11 protein-coding genes are annotated in these 17,952 nt (G+C 44.0%); 4 read left to right on the top strand and 7 right to left on the bottom strand.

The genetic code is table 11. The features are described from left to right. Positions 1-154 precede the first annotated feature (154 nt). Genes KIK04_RS12550 through KIK04_RS12535 form a run of 4 tightly spaced genes read left to right on the top strand, consistent with a single transcriptional unit; the run spans position 155 to position 6,277 of the window. Complete coding sequence (locus KIK04_RS12550) at positions 155-1,558, top strand: sugar transferase (RefSeq protein WP_232278714.1); 1,404 nt, start codon at positions 155-157, stop codon at positions 1,556-1,558. After that, the gene (locus KIK04_RS12545) at positions 1,558-2,694 is read left to right on the top strand and encodes a glycosyltransferase family 4 protein (RefSeq protein ID WP_232274054.1); all 1,137 of its coding nucleotides are present in this window, start codon (positions 1,558-1,560) and stop codon (positions 2,692-2,694) included. Before KIK04_RS12550 ends, KIK04_RS12545 begins: the two co-directional genes overlap by 1 nt. Before the next feature lie 21 nt (positions 2,695-2,715). Continuing rightward, the gene (locus KIK04_RS12540; protein ID WP_232274053.1) at positions 2,716-3,798 is read left to right on the top strand and encodes a glycosyltransferase; all 1,083 of its coding nucleotides are present in this window, start codon (positions 2,716-2,718) and stop codon (positions 3,796-3,798) included. 13 nt (positions 3,799-3,811) lie between these two features. Next, entirely contained in the window at positions 3,812-6,277 is a 2,466-nt protein-coding gene (locus KIK04_RS12535) for an O-antigen ligase family protein (protein WP_232274052.1), read from the top strand. Positions 6,278-6,297: 20 nt separating this feature from the next. On the opposite strand, the gene galU is transcribed toward KIK04_RS12535, so the two are convergent. The 7 genes from galU to uvrA all read right to left on the bottom strand — a co-directional run bounded on the left by galU (position 6,298) and on the right by uvrA (position 17,951). Further along, entirely contained in the window at positions 6,298-7,188 is an 891-nt protein-coding gene (gene galU, locus KIK04_RS12530) for a UTP--glucose-1-phosphate uridylyltransferase GalU (protein ID WP_232274051.1), read from the bottom strand. Between the two features lie 170 nt (positions 7,189-7,358). After that, complete coding sequence (locus KIK04_RS12525) at positions 7,359-9,911, bottom strand: U32 family peptidase (RefSeq protein ID WP_232274050.1); 2,553 nt, start codon at positions 9,909-9,911, stop codon at positions 7,359-7,361. Between the two features lie 514 nt (positions 9,912-10,425). Then, positions 10,426-12,108 carry a hypothetical protein gene (locus KIK04_RS12520; RefSeq protein ID WP_232274049.1) on the bottom strand — a complete coding sequence of 561 codons (1,683 nt, stop codon included), beginning with the start codon at positions 12,106-12,108 and terminating at the stop codon, positions 10,426-10,428. 113 nt (positions 12,109-12,221) lie between these two features. Then, the gene (locus KIK04_RS12515; protein WP_232274048.1) at positions 12,222-13,472 is read right to left on the bottom strand and encodes a S1C family serine protease; all 1,251 of its coding nucleotides are present in this window, start codon (positions 13,470-13,472) and stop codon (positions 12,222-12,224) included. 153 nt (positions 13,473-13,625) lie between these two features. Continuing rightward, positions 13,626-13,844, bottom strand: coding sequence for a DUF2759 family protein (locus KIK04_RS12510; RefSeq protein WP_232274047.1), 219 nt, complete (start codon positions 13,842-13,844; stop codon positions 13,626-13,628). A 203-nt stretch (positions 13,845-14,047) separates the two neighbouring features. Further along, on the bottom strand, positions 14,048-14,839 hold the full coding sequence (locus KIK04_RS12505; RefSeq protein ID WP_232274046.1) for an HAD family hydrolase: 792 nt from the start codon (positions 14,837-14,839) through the stop codon (positions 14,048-14,050). A gap of 241 nt (positions 14,840-15,080) precedes the next feature. Further along, on the bottom strand, positions 15,081-17,951 hold the full coding sequence (gene uvrA / locus KIK04_RS12500; RefSeq protein ID WP_232274045.1) for an excinuclease ABC subunit UvrA: 2,871 nt from the start codon (positions 17,949-17,951) through the stop codon (positions 15,081-15,083). Position 17,952 lies beyond the last annotated feature (1 nt).

Below are 17,952 nucleotides of genomic sequence, written 5' to 3'. Positions count from 1 at the left end.
AAACATCAAATAATTGCTAGAATATTTTATTCAATTGATTTGGAGGAGCATTCGTTTGGAATACAGGTATAAGACAAAAGAGGCAAAAGAAAATCCGTTTCTACCCTCCTTTGAACTTAATCAACGGATACAAAGTAAAAAGTCGATCCTGAAAGTGTTCTCTTTCTTATTCACAGCTAGTGAAATTTCATTAATAACTTTGATCTATTTCCTATTATATTCGTGGCGTATTCATATTGAATTCAATATCCCTTTTGAATTATTCGAACTCGCTAATCCAAGATTTATAAGTTACCTTTATTTCTATTTTATTTTCCTAATCATATACGGTTTCTTTATACTCAAATTTCGCGTTCACTCATTCATCGCATCATCTGGATTAGTTGACGAGATCATAAAGACATCTAGGGCACTCTCGTTTGCAATCATTTTGGCTGTTGGCTTGAGCTTTTTGTTCAAAATCACGGATTTATCACGCATTGTAATTACAAGTTTTTGGCTAGTGACGATCGTAACGACATCGATTGTGCGGTTCATCAAACGTAAGCTGTATTTAAAACTTGCTTCCCAGCAGCTATTAGCTAAATCAGTCATTATTGTTGGTGCCGGGAAAATAGGTCAGGCCCTAATAAAAGAGTTTCAACAATATAAATGGCTAGGCTATCGAGTCGTAGGTTATATAGATGATGAGATAAACATAAATATTGAAGGGATTTCATGCCTTGGAAAGATAACAGATTTAAGAAAATTGATTGAAAATGAGATCCTTATCGATGAAATCATCATTTCTATCCCATCAGAACGTGAGTTAGTACATGCCATTATTAGTGATTTTAGAAAATCACCAATTGAAATTAAAATTATACCGGATATGTTTAATCTCGTATTCAGCTCTGTACAAGTCGGTAATATAAATTCTTTACCTACCGTTTCATTAGTGCGAACACCTATGAAAGGGGCAGGTTACATCCTTAAAAGGACGAATGATTTGTTATTATCTACAATAGGATTAGTACTCGTGCTTCCCGTTTTGCTTTTCACTGCAGTATGCATTAAATTGGAATCAAGAGGACCTATCCTTTACAAGCAAAAACGAATCGGGAAAAATGGAAAACCATTTAATATGTACAAATTCCGCTCCATGGTTCAGAACGCGGACGATTTACTTACAACTTTAGCACAGCAAAATGAAGTTGAAGGTATTGCGTTCAAAATGAAAAATGATCCGCGTATTACTAAGGTTGGGCGTTTTATCAGAAAATATTCGATCGATGAACTGCCTCAGTTATTTAACGTACTAAGAGGAAACATGAGCCTAATAGGCCCTCGTCCCCCTCTTGAAATTGAAGTACAGCAATATGGTGACTGGGAGTGGCGCAGACTTGAAGTATTACCAGGTATAACGGGGCTTTGGCAAGTTAGTGGTCGCAGTGATTTATCTTTTCAGCAATGGATTAATTTGGATATATACTACATTGAGAACTGGAGTATTGGTCTCGATTTCAAAATATTATTAAAAACAATTCCTGTTGTGCTTAAAGGTGAAGGAGCTTACTAATGAAAGTATGCCTTGACGGCCAGCCATTACTCGGCAATCTGTCGGGTATTGGCCGCTATACGGCCTGTTTATATGAGCAGCTTCAACATTTATCTGATGTCGATGTAACACTAGGGTTCAATCAATTATTTACAAATTTAAACAGTGAAAAGTTACCCGTTCAGGCTAGCCAACAACACTTATTTACTTTTCGTTATCCTTATAAAGTCATTCGAAGATTAATGAAACCGAATTTCAGCTACAATCTACCTTGTGACTGGTCCCTTAAGAAAAAATTCGATATTTATCATGGTACTAACTTTACGTATGTTCCAATAAATAAAGGTCGAAAAATTGTATCCATTCATGATTTAGCTTTTATGAAATATCCCGAAACAACAAGTGATAAGATATACAAGCACCATATGAGCTGGGTACCCTATTGCGCAAATAACGCCGACCATATTATTACCATTTCAGAAGCAACAAAGAGAGACATCGTCGAGTTATTGTCAGTTGCACCTGAAAAAGTTACAGTGACACCGCTCGCTGCAACAGACGAGTTTCAACCTATTGCTCGTAATGATTATGTGGATGTTTTGAAAAAGTATCATTTACCCGACAATTACATTTTGTTTGTAGGCACGATCGAAGCTCGGAAAAACCTTACCACGTTACTTCAGGCTTACCATAGCCTAGTTAGTAATCATCAGAGCGATATAAAATTAGTTATTGTAGGCGCAAAAGGGTGGAAAACGTCATCGCTCTATCAATACATTGAAACGCACCGTTTAGAAGATAAGGTGGTCTTTACAGGCTATGTCTCTGACGAAGACTTGCCTTTTATCTATAACGGCGCAACCCTATTTGCAATGCCTTCTTGGTACGAAGGTTTTGGCTTACCCTTAGTCGAAGCCATGAAATGTGGGGTTCCGGTTATAGGTTCAAATACTTCATCTATACCTGAAGTTATTGGTCCTGACGGATTGCTATGCGATCCTAGTGAACCAGAAGATTGGGCAGATAAAATGTACGCTGTTATTAACGACCGTGCGCTACGAGAAAAGTGGTGCCGCTATTCCATTGCACAATCACGACAATTTAGCTGGAAGAGCACAGCCGACAAGACTATTGAGGTTTATCAAAGTCTTCTTTAATAAAGATTAAGGAGATTAATAATGAAGATAGCGATCGTACATGATTATATTAATCAACATGGCGGAGCGGAAAGAGTACTAGAAGCATTTATGGAACTGTATCCTGATGCACCTGTTTACACGCTTATTTCCGATATGAAGAAGATGCCCGCCGTGTTTCAGCAGGCGCAAATTCACAACTCCTTTATACAAAACATACCTTTTTCAAAGAAGCATTATAAAAAAATGCTTTCTTTATTTCCATTAGCCGTGGAGCAATTCGATTTGCGGCAATATGACGTCGTCCTGTCAACATCAAGCGCATTTGCAAAAGGAGTAATTACGAATCCGAATCAGGTTCATATTTGCTACTGCCATACGCCTATGCGATATGTTTGGGATTTGTACCATCAATACATGGAGGAACTTAAAAACCCATTGTTCAAATGGATGTTACCTCGAGTATTACACAAGATAAGGCTATGGGATTATGCTTCTGCTAATCGCGTAGATCATTTTATTGCTAACTCTTATAACGTCTCGAAAAGAATCAAAAAATACTATGGTCGTGATTCCAGCGTCATTCATCCACCTGTTAACTTAGAACAGTTTACTTTCAGTGATGAAAGTGAAGATTATCATCTTATCGTTTCGCGCTTAATCCCATATAAGCGCATTGATTTAATCATTGAAGCTTTTAATCAATTAAAGTGGCCTTTAGTTATTATCGGTGATGGATATGATCGAAAACGTTTAGAACAGATGGCACATTCAAATATTAAGTTTTTAGGGTATCAACCTGATCATGTTATTGCAGAGCACTACTCGAAATGCCGAGCATTTATTTTAGGTGGTGAAGAAGACTTTGGAATTACACCATTGGAGGCTCAGGCAAGCGGTCGACCTGTTCTTGCTTATGGTAAAGGAGGTGCCCTTGAAACTGTAATCGAAGGTCAGACGGGACTATTCTTCTATGAGCCTAACGTAACTGAAATTATTGATAAATTAAAACAAATTAATAATATTGATTTTGACTCTAATTTCATACGCGCACACGCGGAAACATTTAGTAAAGAGAGATTTAAACAAAGCATACAGCAGTTTATTACTTCTAAAATTACGTAAGGAGTTGAATTACTTGTCTTCATATGGGTATACAAAAAGTAATGCAATTGGTAATCAAAGCAACAATAAACCTACATCTACTTTGGAATGGATTCTGCTTGGCTTGGTAACCTTAATATTAATATGGGCTCCTTTTCAAATGAGCCTTTTTAATGGGCAAATAGCTGGTCATGAGCAAAAAATTTATTATAGTGTTATGCTCACCACTTTAGTTGCTGCTGTCAGCGCAGTAGCAATCTACAAGTCTAAATCAGAGATTACAAACAGGGATATCCTACAGTTAGCCGTATTTGTACTACCATTGGTATATCTCATCTCATTAATACCAGCAGTATCAAATTATTTAGCAACAAACATGGTTCTTATTCAGTTTGTTTGTGCGTTCTTTTTCATTGCAAGCATTCAGGTCACTAAGAATGAGAATCTAAATAGTCTTATAGCAAAAATCATCGTGGGAAGCGCTTATAGTATTGTTATTTTTGGTCTTATGCACTGGTTCAAAACAACGACCGTAATTAGCACCTTATTTGGTTGGTTCATACCATTTAAAGAAAATGGCCTTTACCATGATGCCGTATTAGCTACTAGGGACGGCTTCCGTCTCACTTCGGTATTTCAATATGCGAATACGTATGCGGCATACTTAATGGCCTTTTTATTTGTTGCATTATTTTATCTTACATCTGCACGAAAAATGGTTGCTCAGGCTGCACACAGTTTCATATTAGTACCTATACTTTTATCGATACTGCTTACTCTTTCACGCGCAGGCCTAGTCCTGTTGCCTGTTATTTTTATTCTTGTATTGCTATTTATTAAACCTGCTAGACAATTGCTATGGTTTGTTCATTTAGGCATTGGCGTTATAGCAACCGTATTGATCGTGAATCCTGTAACCGAAATCGGCTTAGCGCTACATAATAACACTGATAATCCACAAGCAATGAAAGGCTGGTTCTATGTCATTGCTGCGTCGTTAGTGGTCATGGCCTTAAGTCTTGTTATTCAACGTTACATAGCGCCGTGGTTGGAGCAAAAGCTTGAGCAATTTTCAGCAAAAAAATTCGCTACTGCCATAATTCCTGTAGGTGGTGCACTTGTAGGAATAGTACTCATCGTCATATTAATCGGTACGAATGCTAAAAGCTTGTTGCCAGAAAACATTGCAACCCGTCTCGATAATATTAACTTACAACAACACAGTTTGTTGGAACGTATCGCATTTCATAAAGATGCACTAAAAATGGCAACAGACCACCCGTTGTTCGGAGCAGGTGGCGGTGCATGGCGGGATTTGCATGAAAAGTATGAGGGCAACCCTTACAGAATAGAAAATCCCCACAGCTTTGCGCTTCAATACTTAACGGATGTGGGTTTTGTCGGATTTCTAGTTATATTTGCGTTTTTGATATATATCTATTATCAATATATTCGCACTTATTTTAAAGCGGACGACGCAACAAGAGATAAACATTTTATCTACTTTATTATTGCAACGAGTATTTTAATTCACAGTTTGCTTGACCTAAACATGCATTATGTATATATCGGTATGCTTGTCTTTTTCAGCTTGGGTGGAATGGTGGCGGCCATAGACTCTAAGCCGCTAGCCAAGTTCAAACCAACGGTATTTCGTGCTACAATGACTAGCGTCTTAGCCTTATCATCCATACTGTTATTTATTACTTCCATTGTTTTTGCTCAAGCTTCTAGTTCATATAAAGATTCGTTGGTAACTTTGGAGCAAACAAAAAATTTAGGTGAAACGATGAAGCATCTGGATAAAGCAATGCAAGCTCGTCCAGCACACCCTGAATATGCTGAACAAAAAGGAAAACTGTATACATCTGTATATAAGCAGGAAAACAACGAAGAGTTCTTTAAAATAGCTGAGGACAGCTTTAAAACAGCATTGGAAGAAGAGCCTTATAATAAAATCTTGCTGTTACGATTAATGCAGTTATATGAAGCTAAAGGATTAGACGATGAAGTTTACAACATTATGTCCAAATATGCTTCTCATTTCCCTTGGGACATGGAATGGTATACAAGATATATGGATATTACGTTCCGCAAAGGTTACAGTGCAGTCACTGCACAGCCAGAACAAAAAAGTAAATACTTGAATGAAGTTATAGCTGCATTTAAGCATGTTGAAGCAGGCGTAGAACGAATTAAATCATTGCCAAAAGGGCAAGAGCAAGGCAGACCGTTCCATGTATCTACTCCGATGGCGCTAAACGCTGTCCGCGCTTACTATGTGATGGGTGATGCAAATCAAGCTGCACAAGCAGTGAAACCTTACTTGTCAGAAGATTTAACACAAGAGAGCAATCGAGAATTAGTTCGCTGGTATGTCGCGGCAACTATTCAAGCTGGTAATGTTGATCAGCAATGGTATGACAAACTATTGGCAGCAGCTCCTTCCGAAAAAGAGCAAGTAGAACAAATCGCAGCAATGAATTTTAAAGCTAACTAATATGGAAAAAACGGCTCCGGTTAATCCCGGGCCGTTTTTTTGTGTGCCTGTTGAAGCTGCTGCTCCATGTAGTGCAGCAAAGGTTCCCTAAGCTCCGAATGCTGCAACGCATAGTGAATTGTCGTTTCAATGAAGCCTATCATCTCGCCAACATCGTGACGCTGGCCCTCAAAGTGATAGGCCAACACGTTCTCTTTCTCACCTAGTCGGGCGATGGCATCAGTTAATTGAATCTCTCCGTTAACGCCTACCTCTTGCTTTTCCAAGATCTCAAATATGCGTGGCGTTAAAATATAGCGTCCCATAATGGCCCAGTTAGAAGGTGCTTCTTCAAGCTTAGGCTTTTCAATTAATCGCTCCGCGTGAATAAGTCGGTCGTTAATCTCCTGCCCCGCAACTACACCATAACGAGACACATGCTCCCAAGGTACAGGCTGCACGCCGACAATAGAAGATTCGTGTTCTTCATATGTCTCTATTAATTGCTGTAAGCAAGGCTTGTCCGCCTGCACAATATCATCGCCGAGCAATACGGCAAACGGCTCATTCCCAATAAATTTACGTGCGCACCAAATCGCGTGACCGAGACCGCGTGGCTCTTTTTGACGAATGTAATGAATGTCAGCCATTTCCGATGACTTACGGACTTGCTCAAGTAAGGAGAATTTATCTTTTTCACGAAGTATGTGTTCCAATTCAAATACGTTATCAAAATGATCTTCAATCGCTCGTTTGTTTTTACCTGTGACGATGATTATATCTTCAATTCCTGAAGCCACGGCCTCTTCAACAATAAATTGAATGGTTGGTTTGTCTACGATAGGAAGCATTTCTTTCGGCATAGCTTTCGTTGCAGGAAGGAATCTTGTCCCTAAGCCCGCTGCTGGGATAATCGCTTTACGAACTTTCATATATATCCGACTCCTTCCGCCCCTAATATATTGTCTGTTCAAGTTATGATAGTAAAGCCATTATACAGCATCTGGAACCTCACATGCATCCTTATAAAAAAGAGGCTCTCACTAATGAGAACCTCTCCAAAAATAGCTCAACTACGCTATTGAAACGTAACTTCGTATCCTTACTTCACCAACTGCCCACGCGTAACGCCAAGCTGGTTCGTTGCTTTCAACTTGCGCCATACTTGCGTACCGCTGATCTCCCCACGAAGTGCACGGCCATACAGGTCGATGACCTCTGTCACCTGCTCCGGCGTCTCCTCCAAGAACTCAACGCGGTATGAGCTTACGCCGTGCTCAAGGAAGTTCGGCAAATATTCCGCGCCAGACTGCTCAACAGCGTTGTATACCGTGTTACGGCAGCCCTCGTCCACACGGACTGGGTGTGACATGCCGATACGGTCACGCAACGATATGCTGCGCTCTTCGCATGGACGTCCGCAGTTCGTGAAGTCCGTTCCTTCGCTCAAGAACGTGCAGTATACACAGTGCTCAGTATGGAACATCGGCAAATGCTGATGAATAACGATTTCGAGTTTGGACGTATCTGAACGACCGAGCATATCGATCATTTGCTGAATGTTCAAGTCATACGACGGTGTGATGAGTTGCAACCCAGCATCTGCGAATAGCTCAACTGCCTTATGGTTCGCAACATTCAGCGAGAAGTCGCCAATCAGTGTTGGGAACGTCTCTCCATTGTTCGCGCCGCCCTCTGCCTGCTGCTTCGCCTCAAACTCCGCCTTCGCCTGCGTATAAAAATGCAGTGCGCCCGTGTTACGCACAAGCACCGCATCCGGCTTCAACTTCAGGATGTTGCGGTGGTAGCCATTTTCGTTCGGCATGTGGATACGCGGTGTTACAAGCGCGATTGGCTTGCCAGCCGCACGACATGCCTCGATAGCTGCTGGGAACTGCTTAATAAATTCGAAATCGGCGTAAATTAACGCCACATCGGTCTTCACCGCAACCTGCACCTGCTCCAACGTACGGCACAGCGCTGTAAGCTGCGCTCCGCCAAACGGAACCACTGTGCGTTCCTGCTCACGCGCAGCATCACCGTACACGTCTACGTCACGTTGTACGTACACAGGAGGCTTCGGACGCTCTCCTGCCAAGTAATCAACCGCACGACGGCGAATTGCATTCAGTTCGCGCATCGGCACAATGACGTCGCCTTCTAATTTCACTTCCATTTGCTCAAGCTGATACACCGTGCCGCCCAAGCGGCCAAGCTGCTCTTCCAGCAGTGCTGCGTCCATCGGGCGCTTCTGTGCCGCTTCCAGTTCCAGCTCTGAGTCTACTTGCACTTCAGTACCCTTTTGCACATCTGTCCACCACGTGCGCAGAGGCTCGCCTACACGGCCTTCTACACGCACATGGACAGGGAACACTCGGTAAGGCTTCTCCGTCTCGTACGTAGCACGCATGCGCTTCTCAAGCGCTTGGTCGCCCGTCTTCCAGATACGGTCGCCAACTTTCACTCGGCGCAAGTCGACATCCTGACGACCAGGCACAATATCAACGATCCAGCCTTCCTCAGCTTCGCCTTCCAGCTTCACACCTTTACGACGCAAGTCATAAATGCGTCCGCCTTCTTCCTTTTGCGTCGGATCACCTGCATCGAACCCAATCCCGTCTCCACGTTTAAGCGGCGCCTCTATCTTACAGACCACGCCATCACGCAACACTTGCTGCACCGTGCCCAAATAAACACCACGGCTCTTCGGGAACGTCCCGTCCACAAGCATCTTGTTGTTCGTACCACTCAAGAAGCCATGCGTAAATCCACGCGAAAAGCTCTGCTGCAACTCACGTACATCTTCCTTCGTAGGTCCCGTCCACGTACCATCAAAATGATCATCAATCGCCTTACGGTACTTGCTCACAACGTTCGCTACATACTCCGGGCTCTTGAGACGTCCTTCAATTTTAAACGATGTCACGCCCGCTTCAATCAAGTCTGGCACCAATTCAATCGCCGCCAAATCTTTCGGCGACAACAAATACGTCACATCGCCCATCGGGAAATGCTCCCCATCGACCATCATGTCATATGGCAAACGGCACGCCTGCGCGCACTCACCACGGTTCGCCGAACGGCCGCCCCACATTTCAGACGTCAAACACTGACCACTGTACGATACGCACAACGCGCCGTGCACGAACACTTCCATCGGCAGCTTCGCCAATTCACCAATTTTTTTAATCTGCTTCAAATTGTTCTCGCGCCCAAGCACGACCCGCTCCATATCAAACGGCTTCGTAAACTCCACCGCCTCAGGCGACGTAATCGTCATCTGCGTCGAACCGTGAATCGGGAAGTCCGGCGAAATTTGACGAATCAGCTTCACCAAGCCCAAATCCTGAACGATAACAGCGTCAACACCCGCCTCAACACAAGCGTCGATAAGTTGCTTCGCGTCTTTCAACTCATCCTCAAACACCAAAATATTAAACGTCAAAAAACCTTTCACACCATAGCTATGCAAAAACGCCATAATTTCTGGCAGCTCGTCCATACGGAAATTGTTCGCACGCGCACGTGCATTAAATTTTTCCACTCCAAAAAAGATCGCATCCGCGCCGTTCGCCACCGCCGCACGCATACAATCCCAATCGCCCGCAGGCGCCAACAATTCAATATCTTCTCGTTTCAACGTAGTCATCCTCATCCTCCGTAACAATGCTTTATAGCAGCTTCCACCAAGCTTTTCTCTATATAAAAGGTGTACTCTACAATCTACGACAGTTAGCAATAGCTTTTACGCTAATCACACTAACTTTTTAAAAATAAATATAAGAAACACTAACTATATAGTTTACCCTAAAGTCCTACAATCTATCCACAACAAAATATCGAGCAAACCACCAGATCAACCCATTTATTAAATTTCAATTGACTGAACATGAAAAATAGGTGCACACATGACAAATCAAGCTAAGTTCATCCGTCAATGCACTTTCTTTTCATTTAAACAAAAATGCCTCTCAAACGAGTTCACACTCATCTTAAGAGGCATATAGTATCATTCTTTCGTAACTCATCATTTCATTCTCTATCGCTCAATGCATTTCATATGCTCTATAACGGTAGGTACACCATCGTCGTTTATGCGTCCATCGATTTGCTTTAGCACATACCACCCAGTCTATAGCTGCATCCCTTTTTCTGCTCAAATACAAACCCTATTTCTTAAACGTGACACTCTCCATCACTCGGTCCATCATTTCCAGCATCTCTGGAGTACGTGCCGTATCATACATCGTGGAATAAATAACTACCTGTCGCCCTCTATACTCTACTAACAGCAGTCTGCTTGTGTAAGGAGAGCTATCATTTTCAAAAATAGAGGCGCCTTTAAAACTAAGCTCATACGCTGGCATTCCCTTAAAAGTGGTCGATTTCCATGTATCAAATTTGATACCGGAATCGGACCCTTTGTAGTAAACTTCCATCGCCTTTTTCGCAGCACCCGTATTTTTTTCCGTTAATAACATCAATGAAAAATGACTATTAGGCAGTTTGTAACTAGCCAGTATTTTGTTCTCCGAGCCTTTCAAGGTGACCTTTAAATCTTCATATTGACTCTGAGTTAATAATTCCCGCCACCATTTCGGAATATCAACTGTGATTCCTGCACTAGCAAAATGAAGCTTATCCGTTACTTGCCAATCTGCTGACCACTCTGTCTGAGTTGGCACGTTACTCAAGATCTTTAGATTATTGGTAAACTGTAAAGAGCGCACGATACGCTCTCCTTCTTTACGGCTTTGTGCCGTCTCGTCTGCATTGTAAGCCAAGTGAAACTTCAATCCCTGCTCAATGACGAACACTTGATAACCAATCCGCCACTGCTTACCATATCTATGCTTCGTTACTACATACTTAGCAGTGATGTTATTTTTGAGCTTTATATTTTCCTCTTGTAGTACTTGTAAGTGCTCGGGTAAGTAAGTCTTCTTTAAAAATGCCAGCTTCTGCTCTGTTAGCTTCTGGACAGTCAATCCTTGTTCTGCCTTAGCCACAAACGATTCCAACTGGCCATTATAGACCTTGTCATGGATGTACAAGTCATCTTCTCGAACAACCCAATTACTAGGCACGTCAAAAGACATGCCACGTTCCCTTACATGCACACGACGGAAGCCGTGTTCCTCCGTGCTTACATCGGTAACTAACGACTTGCCGTGTTTGTAATGCGGACGGAAGCTATTTAGCAGTGCTGCATGCTTACTTAATTGGGTCGCCTGTTTCACAGAGCTATCATGCACGCGATACAAATAGCGGTTCCCATTCGCATTCATCATCCTCATCAAATAGCTTCCTTCATCACTGGTACCGATTACTTCTGCAAACGTTAGATTTCCGATTTTTCCAATACGCTCATTTATTACAGCTGTTTGTTGAACATAATCCTTTAAATGGAGTAGCATTGCCTTCCCTTCGACTGGGACTTTAAATGGCGCCTTGTACAGATTAAACTCGGATTCAATATCTTTCCACGATCGAACATCTACAATTACAGCTACTGTTTCTTGTGCATTCCAAATGCCCATCATATCTTCTTCATACGACAACGAACCATATGTCCAGTCCTTTGGATACGCCATTGACCACTGATAATAGCTATCTCCAATTCTGGATTTGTTGGCATTTGGATGAATAAGCTTATCTAATAGGGATAGGCCCTTCGCTTCGGATTTAACTGCTTTAGCCTCTACCTTTCCTAAATCGGGCAGCACGCTCACCTGAAGCAAGGAGATCAGTATTAGCGTCATTATTGCCCGATTAAGTGTCGTCTTGCTTAACACGCTTGATGCTATCTTTCTTGATCTTGAATCATTTACAAGTGAACGTTTCATACTCATGTAAAGCCTCCTGTTAATACGATATATTAAATAAAAACAGGACTCACAATTAAAGCTTATGCTAATATAAACGTTCTCTTGGTTGGGGAATCCTGCTCAGATTTCACATCTACTTATTCCACAGCTTCTTGTTTCGGCTCATCCGTCAAAGTGACGACTCGAGACACGACCTTCCCTCGCGAAAGCATCGTCAGCTTCACCTGTTTGCCTGGCAGTACCGTCTTCAACGATTCGACAACATCGACGAGGTTGTTCATCTTCTTACCGTTAATCGCCACCAGCACGTCGCCCTTTTTAAGGCCTGCCTTCTTAGCAGAGGCACTGACGACCTCGCTGACCTTCACAGCATCCTTAGTTGGTAAGCCCACAAATGCTTCCCAGCTCTCTTCGAGCTCAGCTCCGATTGAAGCACGCTTTACTTTGCCGAATTTAAAAAAATGCTGCACCGCTAACGTTACCGTGTCCGCAGGCACCGTAAAGCCCATATTTTCAATACCGATAGCCGAATATTTCATCGTATTGATGCCCACGACTTCACCTTTCATATTGACGAGTGGCCCACCGCTATTGCCTGGATTGATTGCCGCATCGGTCTGAATCAACTTATAGCTGGATTCCAGCGCTCGATCAAGCCCGCTTATGACGCCTGCTGTCGCGGAGTTGCGTAAATTGAACGATACAGGAGTCCCAATTGCTACAACAGGCTCCCCTACTTTGAGGGCCCCGTCCGCGCGGACAAATGTAGCCGGTTTAAGCCCTTTAGTATCAATTTTAACTAGTGCAATATCGCTCAGTTCGTCCGCAAAAAATTTCTTCACAGCATGCGTCTTTCCATCAGGAGTCACTACGACGGGCTTCTTCAACGAAGTAATAACGTGCGCGTTAGTCACGATCCAACCATCTGCTTTGACGATAACACCTGTACCGTGTGATAACATTTCAAGTGGATTTTCGCTCTCTTCGGCCTCCTTGTCACGACCAATAATCGCAACTACTGAAGGACCGACCTTTTGGACAACTGTCGATACGTCATTGGGTATGTAACGGAATGAATTTGTCTTTGCATCGTACGTACCACTGCCACCGAACATTTGGACGAACGCATCTGCTTGCACAAACACTTTGCCGCCTTCTTTTTTCGCTGGTAGAGAAACGGAACTACTCGTATTTACCGTACTGGCTGCCACAGTGCTTGCCGCAAACGCTATAGGCACTGAACTTGGCACTGAATTTGGCATTGCGCTTGAAATCGCACTTGGTATTAGCGTGTACCCGATAATAGTCGTTAAACCAAATAATAAAAAGCAGCTGCATAACCTGCGCCCGCACCATTTTTCAAATGTATATCGCTTGTTACTACGCATTCGTATCACTCTCCTTTGAAGCCTGATCGATCAGCAACCTAATCTTAAAAACTACAAAAAAAACTCTCTGATGTTCCCATCAAAGAGTCTGTTCGCGGTCTGTTTGAACTTTATTTTATATGTTAGCTCGCGCTTTCATACAATTTGTCTGTTCTATAACGTACCATCAATCCAACCTTTAATCAAAATGAAGTCAGCTGCTAAAAAGACGAGTAAGCTAACAACGGCAAATCCTAGCGCAAACCAGTTGCGAGGACGCTGTTTGATCTGGCGTACAACTGCCCATAATAAAAGCAATGTAAACGCAAGCATAATAATATTAAAAGGGTCTTTAATACTTCCTAATGCAACTGCCGCTTCGGCCAATAACATGTTGTGACCTCCTTCTACACGTACATTTTACCTATCTTCATCTATGTTATATTTACCCAACATCGGATGCAAGTCTAATTTATTATATTTAACAAGATTGTCACCAATTCTTCACGTTTTTTGCCGCTATGATGTGTAAATATGTATAATTTCATAGATTTCATTCATAAATGAAACACGAAATCACAAAAACATGTAACCGATTACGATTGAACCTTTAATGGCATTAATTCAATTTCATCGTAACCACGAATCATCACATCTGCGGAATCTGGAGCAGCCTCGAACCGATATTCATCATCAATAAATACTTGCAGTATCGATCCAGCGCTGTGCCCCATCTCCATATCACCTACAGAATCGCCAATAACAGCTACCTCGTGAGGCTGTAAACCAATTTCGCGGCACGCGAGTTCTACCATATCTGGATACGGCTTGCCCCGCTCCACACAGTCGTCACCGATGATAGCATCGAATAAATGCCGGATGCCCATCTTGTCTAAATGCTGCTCTGACGGACGTTTGTCGTCAGCAGTTACAACAGCCGTGCGCACGCCTAGCTCGCGACAGCGTTCCAGAAATGCCGCAACACCTGCAATCGGCTGTATGTCGGCCTGTTCAATTAGACGCTCATTCGCGCGTTCATATACCGCTGTCACCCTGCGAACAGCGTCATTCCACGCGACGCCTTCTTTGTAGAGCAAATAAGCAGCGATGCCGATCATTTGCGTCGGCGAACCCATCGCTAACGGCCCCATTCGATCATGCGCCTTTACTTTGCCGTCCGGCTCTAAATAAACGCCTAATATATAGCCAGGCTGCTCGGGCAAATCTGCCCCTTCCTTTTTCAGCTCCTCCTGTAAACCATCGAGCACAATTTCTGCCCACGATCCCCACAAGCTAATAAATTGCAGCAACGTGCCATCCTTATCGAACAAAATGCCGCGTACCTGTACGCTTTGGCCGCCAACGCTCATCTGTACCATCGCCATCATCCCTTTTCGCTTGATGATCTACCTTTCGGCATCAAGGGAAATCATTCCTGCTTATGAGCGTATGAAGATTTTGTTTAGATGAAAAATGAGCGAAAAGACACGGTGCCTCTACTGAGATCATACCGTGCCTTTCCGTACTATTTCGCGCCTTTAATGTTCCTACCCTAAGGACAAACAGTCGATTTGTCTATACAAAAGTGGACAGGCTAATCGGTCCAGCACGAGCTGGCACGAATTAAAGCTACACCTGCTGTGTTTCCTTATCTTCCAGTTGCTCCGTCCGCTTCCGATCGCGCTCCAAGATCGGCTTCAAATAGCGGCCTGTGTACGATGCCGCCACATCTACCACGTCCTCCGGCACACCTTGCGCGACAATCATACCGCCGCCGCTGCCGCCTTCTGGGCCAAGGTCGAGTATATAGTCGGCCGTCTTAATAACATCGAGATTGTGCTCGATGACAAGCACCGACTCCCCAGAATCGACGAGGCGATGCAACACTTCCAGCAATCGCTCGATATCAGCGACATGCAAACCTGTCGTTGGCTCGTCCAAAATATACAGCGTCTTGCCGGTGCTACGACGATGCAGCTCTGCCGCCAGCTTCACACGCTGTGCTTCACCGCCTGACACCGTTGTCGCAGGCTGACCCAGCTTCATGTAGCCTAGACCAACATCAAGCAGCGTTTGCAGCTTGCGATGAATCTTAGGAACGTTCTGGAAGAACTCTACCGAATCCTCTACGGTCAACTCTAGTATATCGGCAATGTTCTTCCCTTTATATTTCACTTCCAGCGTCTCTCTATTGTAACGCTTGCCTTTGCATATCTCGCAAGGCACATAGACGTCCGGCAAAAAGTGCATCTCAATTTTAATAATTCCGTCGCCGCGGCAAGCCTCACAGCGGCCACCCTTGACGTTGAAGCTGAAGCGACCCTTTTTGTAGCCGCGAATCTTTGCTTCGTTCGTTGTCGCGAACAAATCGCGAATATCGTCAAACACACCGGTATACGTCGCCGGATTCGAGCGCGGCGTACGACCGATCGGCGATTGATCGATATCAATAATTTTATCGATATGCTCAATACCGCGAATTTCACGATGATCGCCTGGACGAACCTTCGCTCTATTCAATTCACGCGCCAACGACTTGTACAAGATTTCGTTAATAAGCGTTGATTTACCCGACCCGGATACGCCTGTTACCGCTGTAAACACACCTAGCGGTATCTTCGCGTTGACGCCACGCAAGTTGTTCTCCTTCGCGCCCCGCACTTCAAGCCAACGCCCGTCTGGTTGACGGCGTTCCAACGGTACCGGAATGAACTTGCGGCCACTTAAATATTGACCTGTCAGTGACGCGCTGTCAGCCATAACTTCCTGCGGCGTTCCCGCGGCTACAATCGTACCGCCGTGAATGCCCGCACCAGGACCGATATCAATAATATAGTCGGCTGCTAACATCGTATCCTCATCATGCTCTACAACAATAAGCGTGTTGCCTATATTGCGCATATGCTCCAACGTTTTAATCAATCGATCGTTATCCCGTTGGTGCAACCCGATACTCGGCTCGTCCAAAATGTACAACACACCCATTAAGCTTGAGCCGATCTGGGTAGCCAATCTAATTCGTTGCGCTTCGCCGCCTGATAGCGTGCCCGCCGCACGGTTTAACGTTAAATATTCTAAGCCGACGTTCACTAAAAAGCCGAGTCGCGCGTTGATTTCCTTTAAAATAAGATTTGCAATTAACTGCTCTTTCTCGGTTAACTGCAAGCCCGCAAAGAAGCGCTCTGCTTCGCCAATTGATAGCGCAGTGGCAAAGGCCATATTTTTGTCGTTAATCGTTACGCCCAAGCTTTCCTTGCGCAAACGATGCCCTTTGCATCCGCCACAAGGCTTCGCGCTCATAAACGCTTCAATGTACTCACGAATGCCTTCAGATGCCGTTTCCCGATAGCGACGCTCCAAATTATGAATGATGCCCTCAAAGACGACTTGCGCTTCTTTCGTATGGCCGAAATCGTTCTCATAACGGAAGACTACTTTTTCACTGCCTGTGCCGTGCAGTAGCTTCGTCATCTGTTCAGGCTCCAGCTGTGAGACTGGAATATCGGTCGGAATTCCGAAATGTCTGCACACCGATTTCAAAAACTGCGGATAATAGTTCGACGTACTGCCAGCCCACGCCTCGAATGCGCCATCATCAATCGACTTATCCCCATCCGGTATGAGCAGTTCAGGGTCAACGATCATTTTATTACCGAGGCCGTCACAGTCTGGACAAGCCCCAAACGGGCTGTTGAATGAGAACATGCGCGGTGCCAGCTCATCAATACTGAAGCCGCACTCTGGACATGCCAAGTTAGAGCTGAATACAAGCTCCTCTTGATCGATAATATCAACAAGCAGCTTGCCACCAGATAACTGCAATGCCGTTTCAATCGAATCTGCCAAGCGCGACTGCACGTCTTCTTTGACAACGATACGGTCAACCACAACCTCAATGCTGTGCTTCTTGTTTTTTTCCAATTCGATACTTTCAGATACTTCGCGTATCTCACCGTCCACACGTACACGTACGAAGCCCTGCTTCTGAATGTCGGCAAATACGGTTTTATGCTCGCCTTTACGACCAGACACAATTGGCGCAAGCAATTGTAACTTCGTGCGTTCCGGATAAGCCATAATCCGGTCAACCATCTGTTCGACGGTCTGCGACGTAATTTCAATGCCGTGATCCGGACAGTGTGGACGACCGATACGGGCAAACAACAGCCGCAAGTAATCATAAATTTCCGTAACCGTACCGACTGTCGAACGAGGATTGCGGCTCGTCGTCTTTTGATCGATCGAGATCGCAGGCGACAAGCCTTCGATGGAATCTACGTCCGGTTTCTCCATCTGACCGAGAAATTGCCGAGCATATGCGGACAGCGACTCTACGTAACGACGCTGTCCTTCCGCATAAATCGTATCAAACGCCAACGATGATTTTCCCGAGCCACTCAATCCAGTTAACACAACAAATTTATCACGTGGAATCGTAACGTCGATATTTTTTAAGTTATGGGCGCGCGCCCCTTTAATGACGATATGTTCAATAGCCACA

Source organism: Paenibacillus sp. 481 (assembly GCF_021223605.1).
Lineage (GTDB): Bacteria > Bacillota > Bacilli > Paenibacillales > Paenibacillaceae > Paenibacillus_B.
This window is presented reverse-complemented; position numbering and strand designations above follow the sequence as displayed.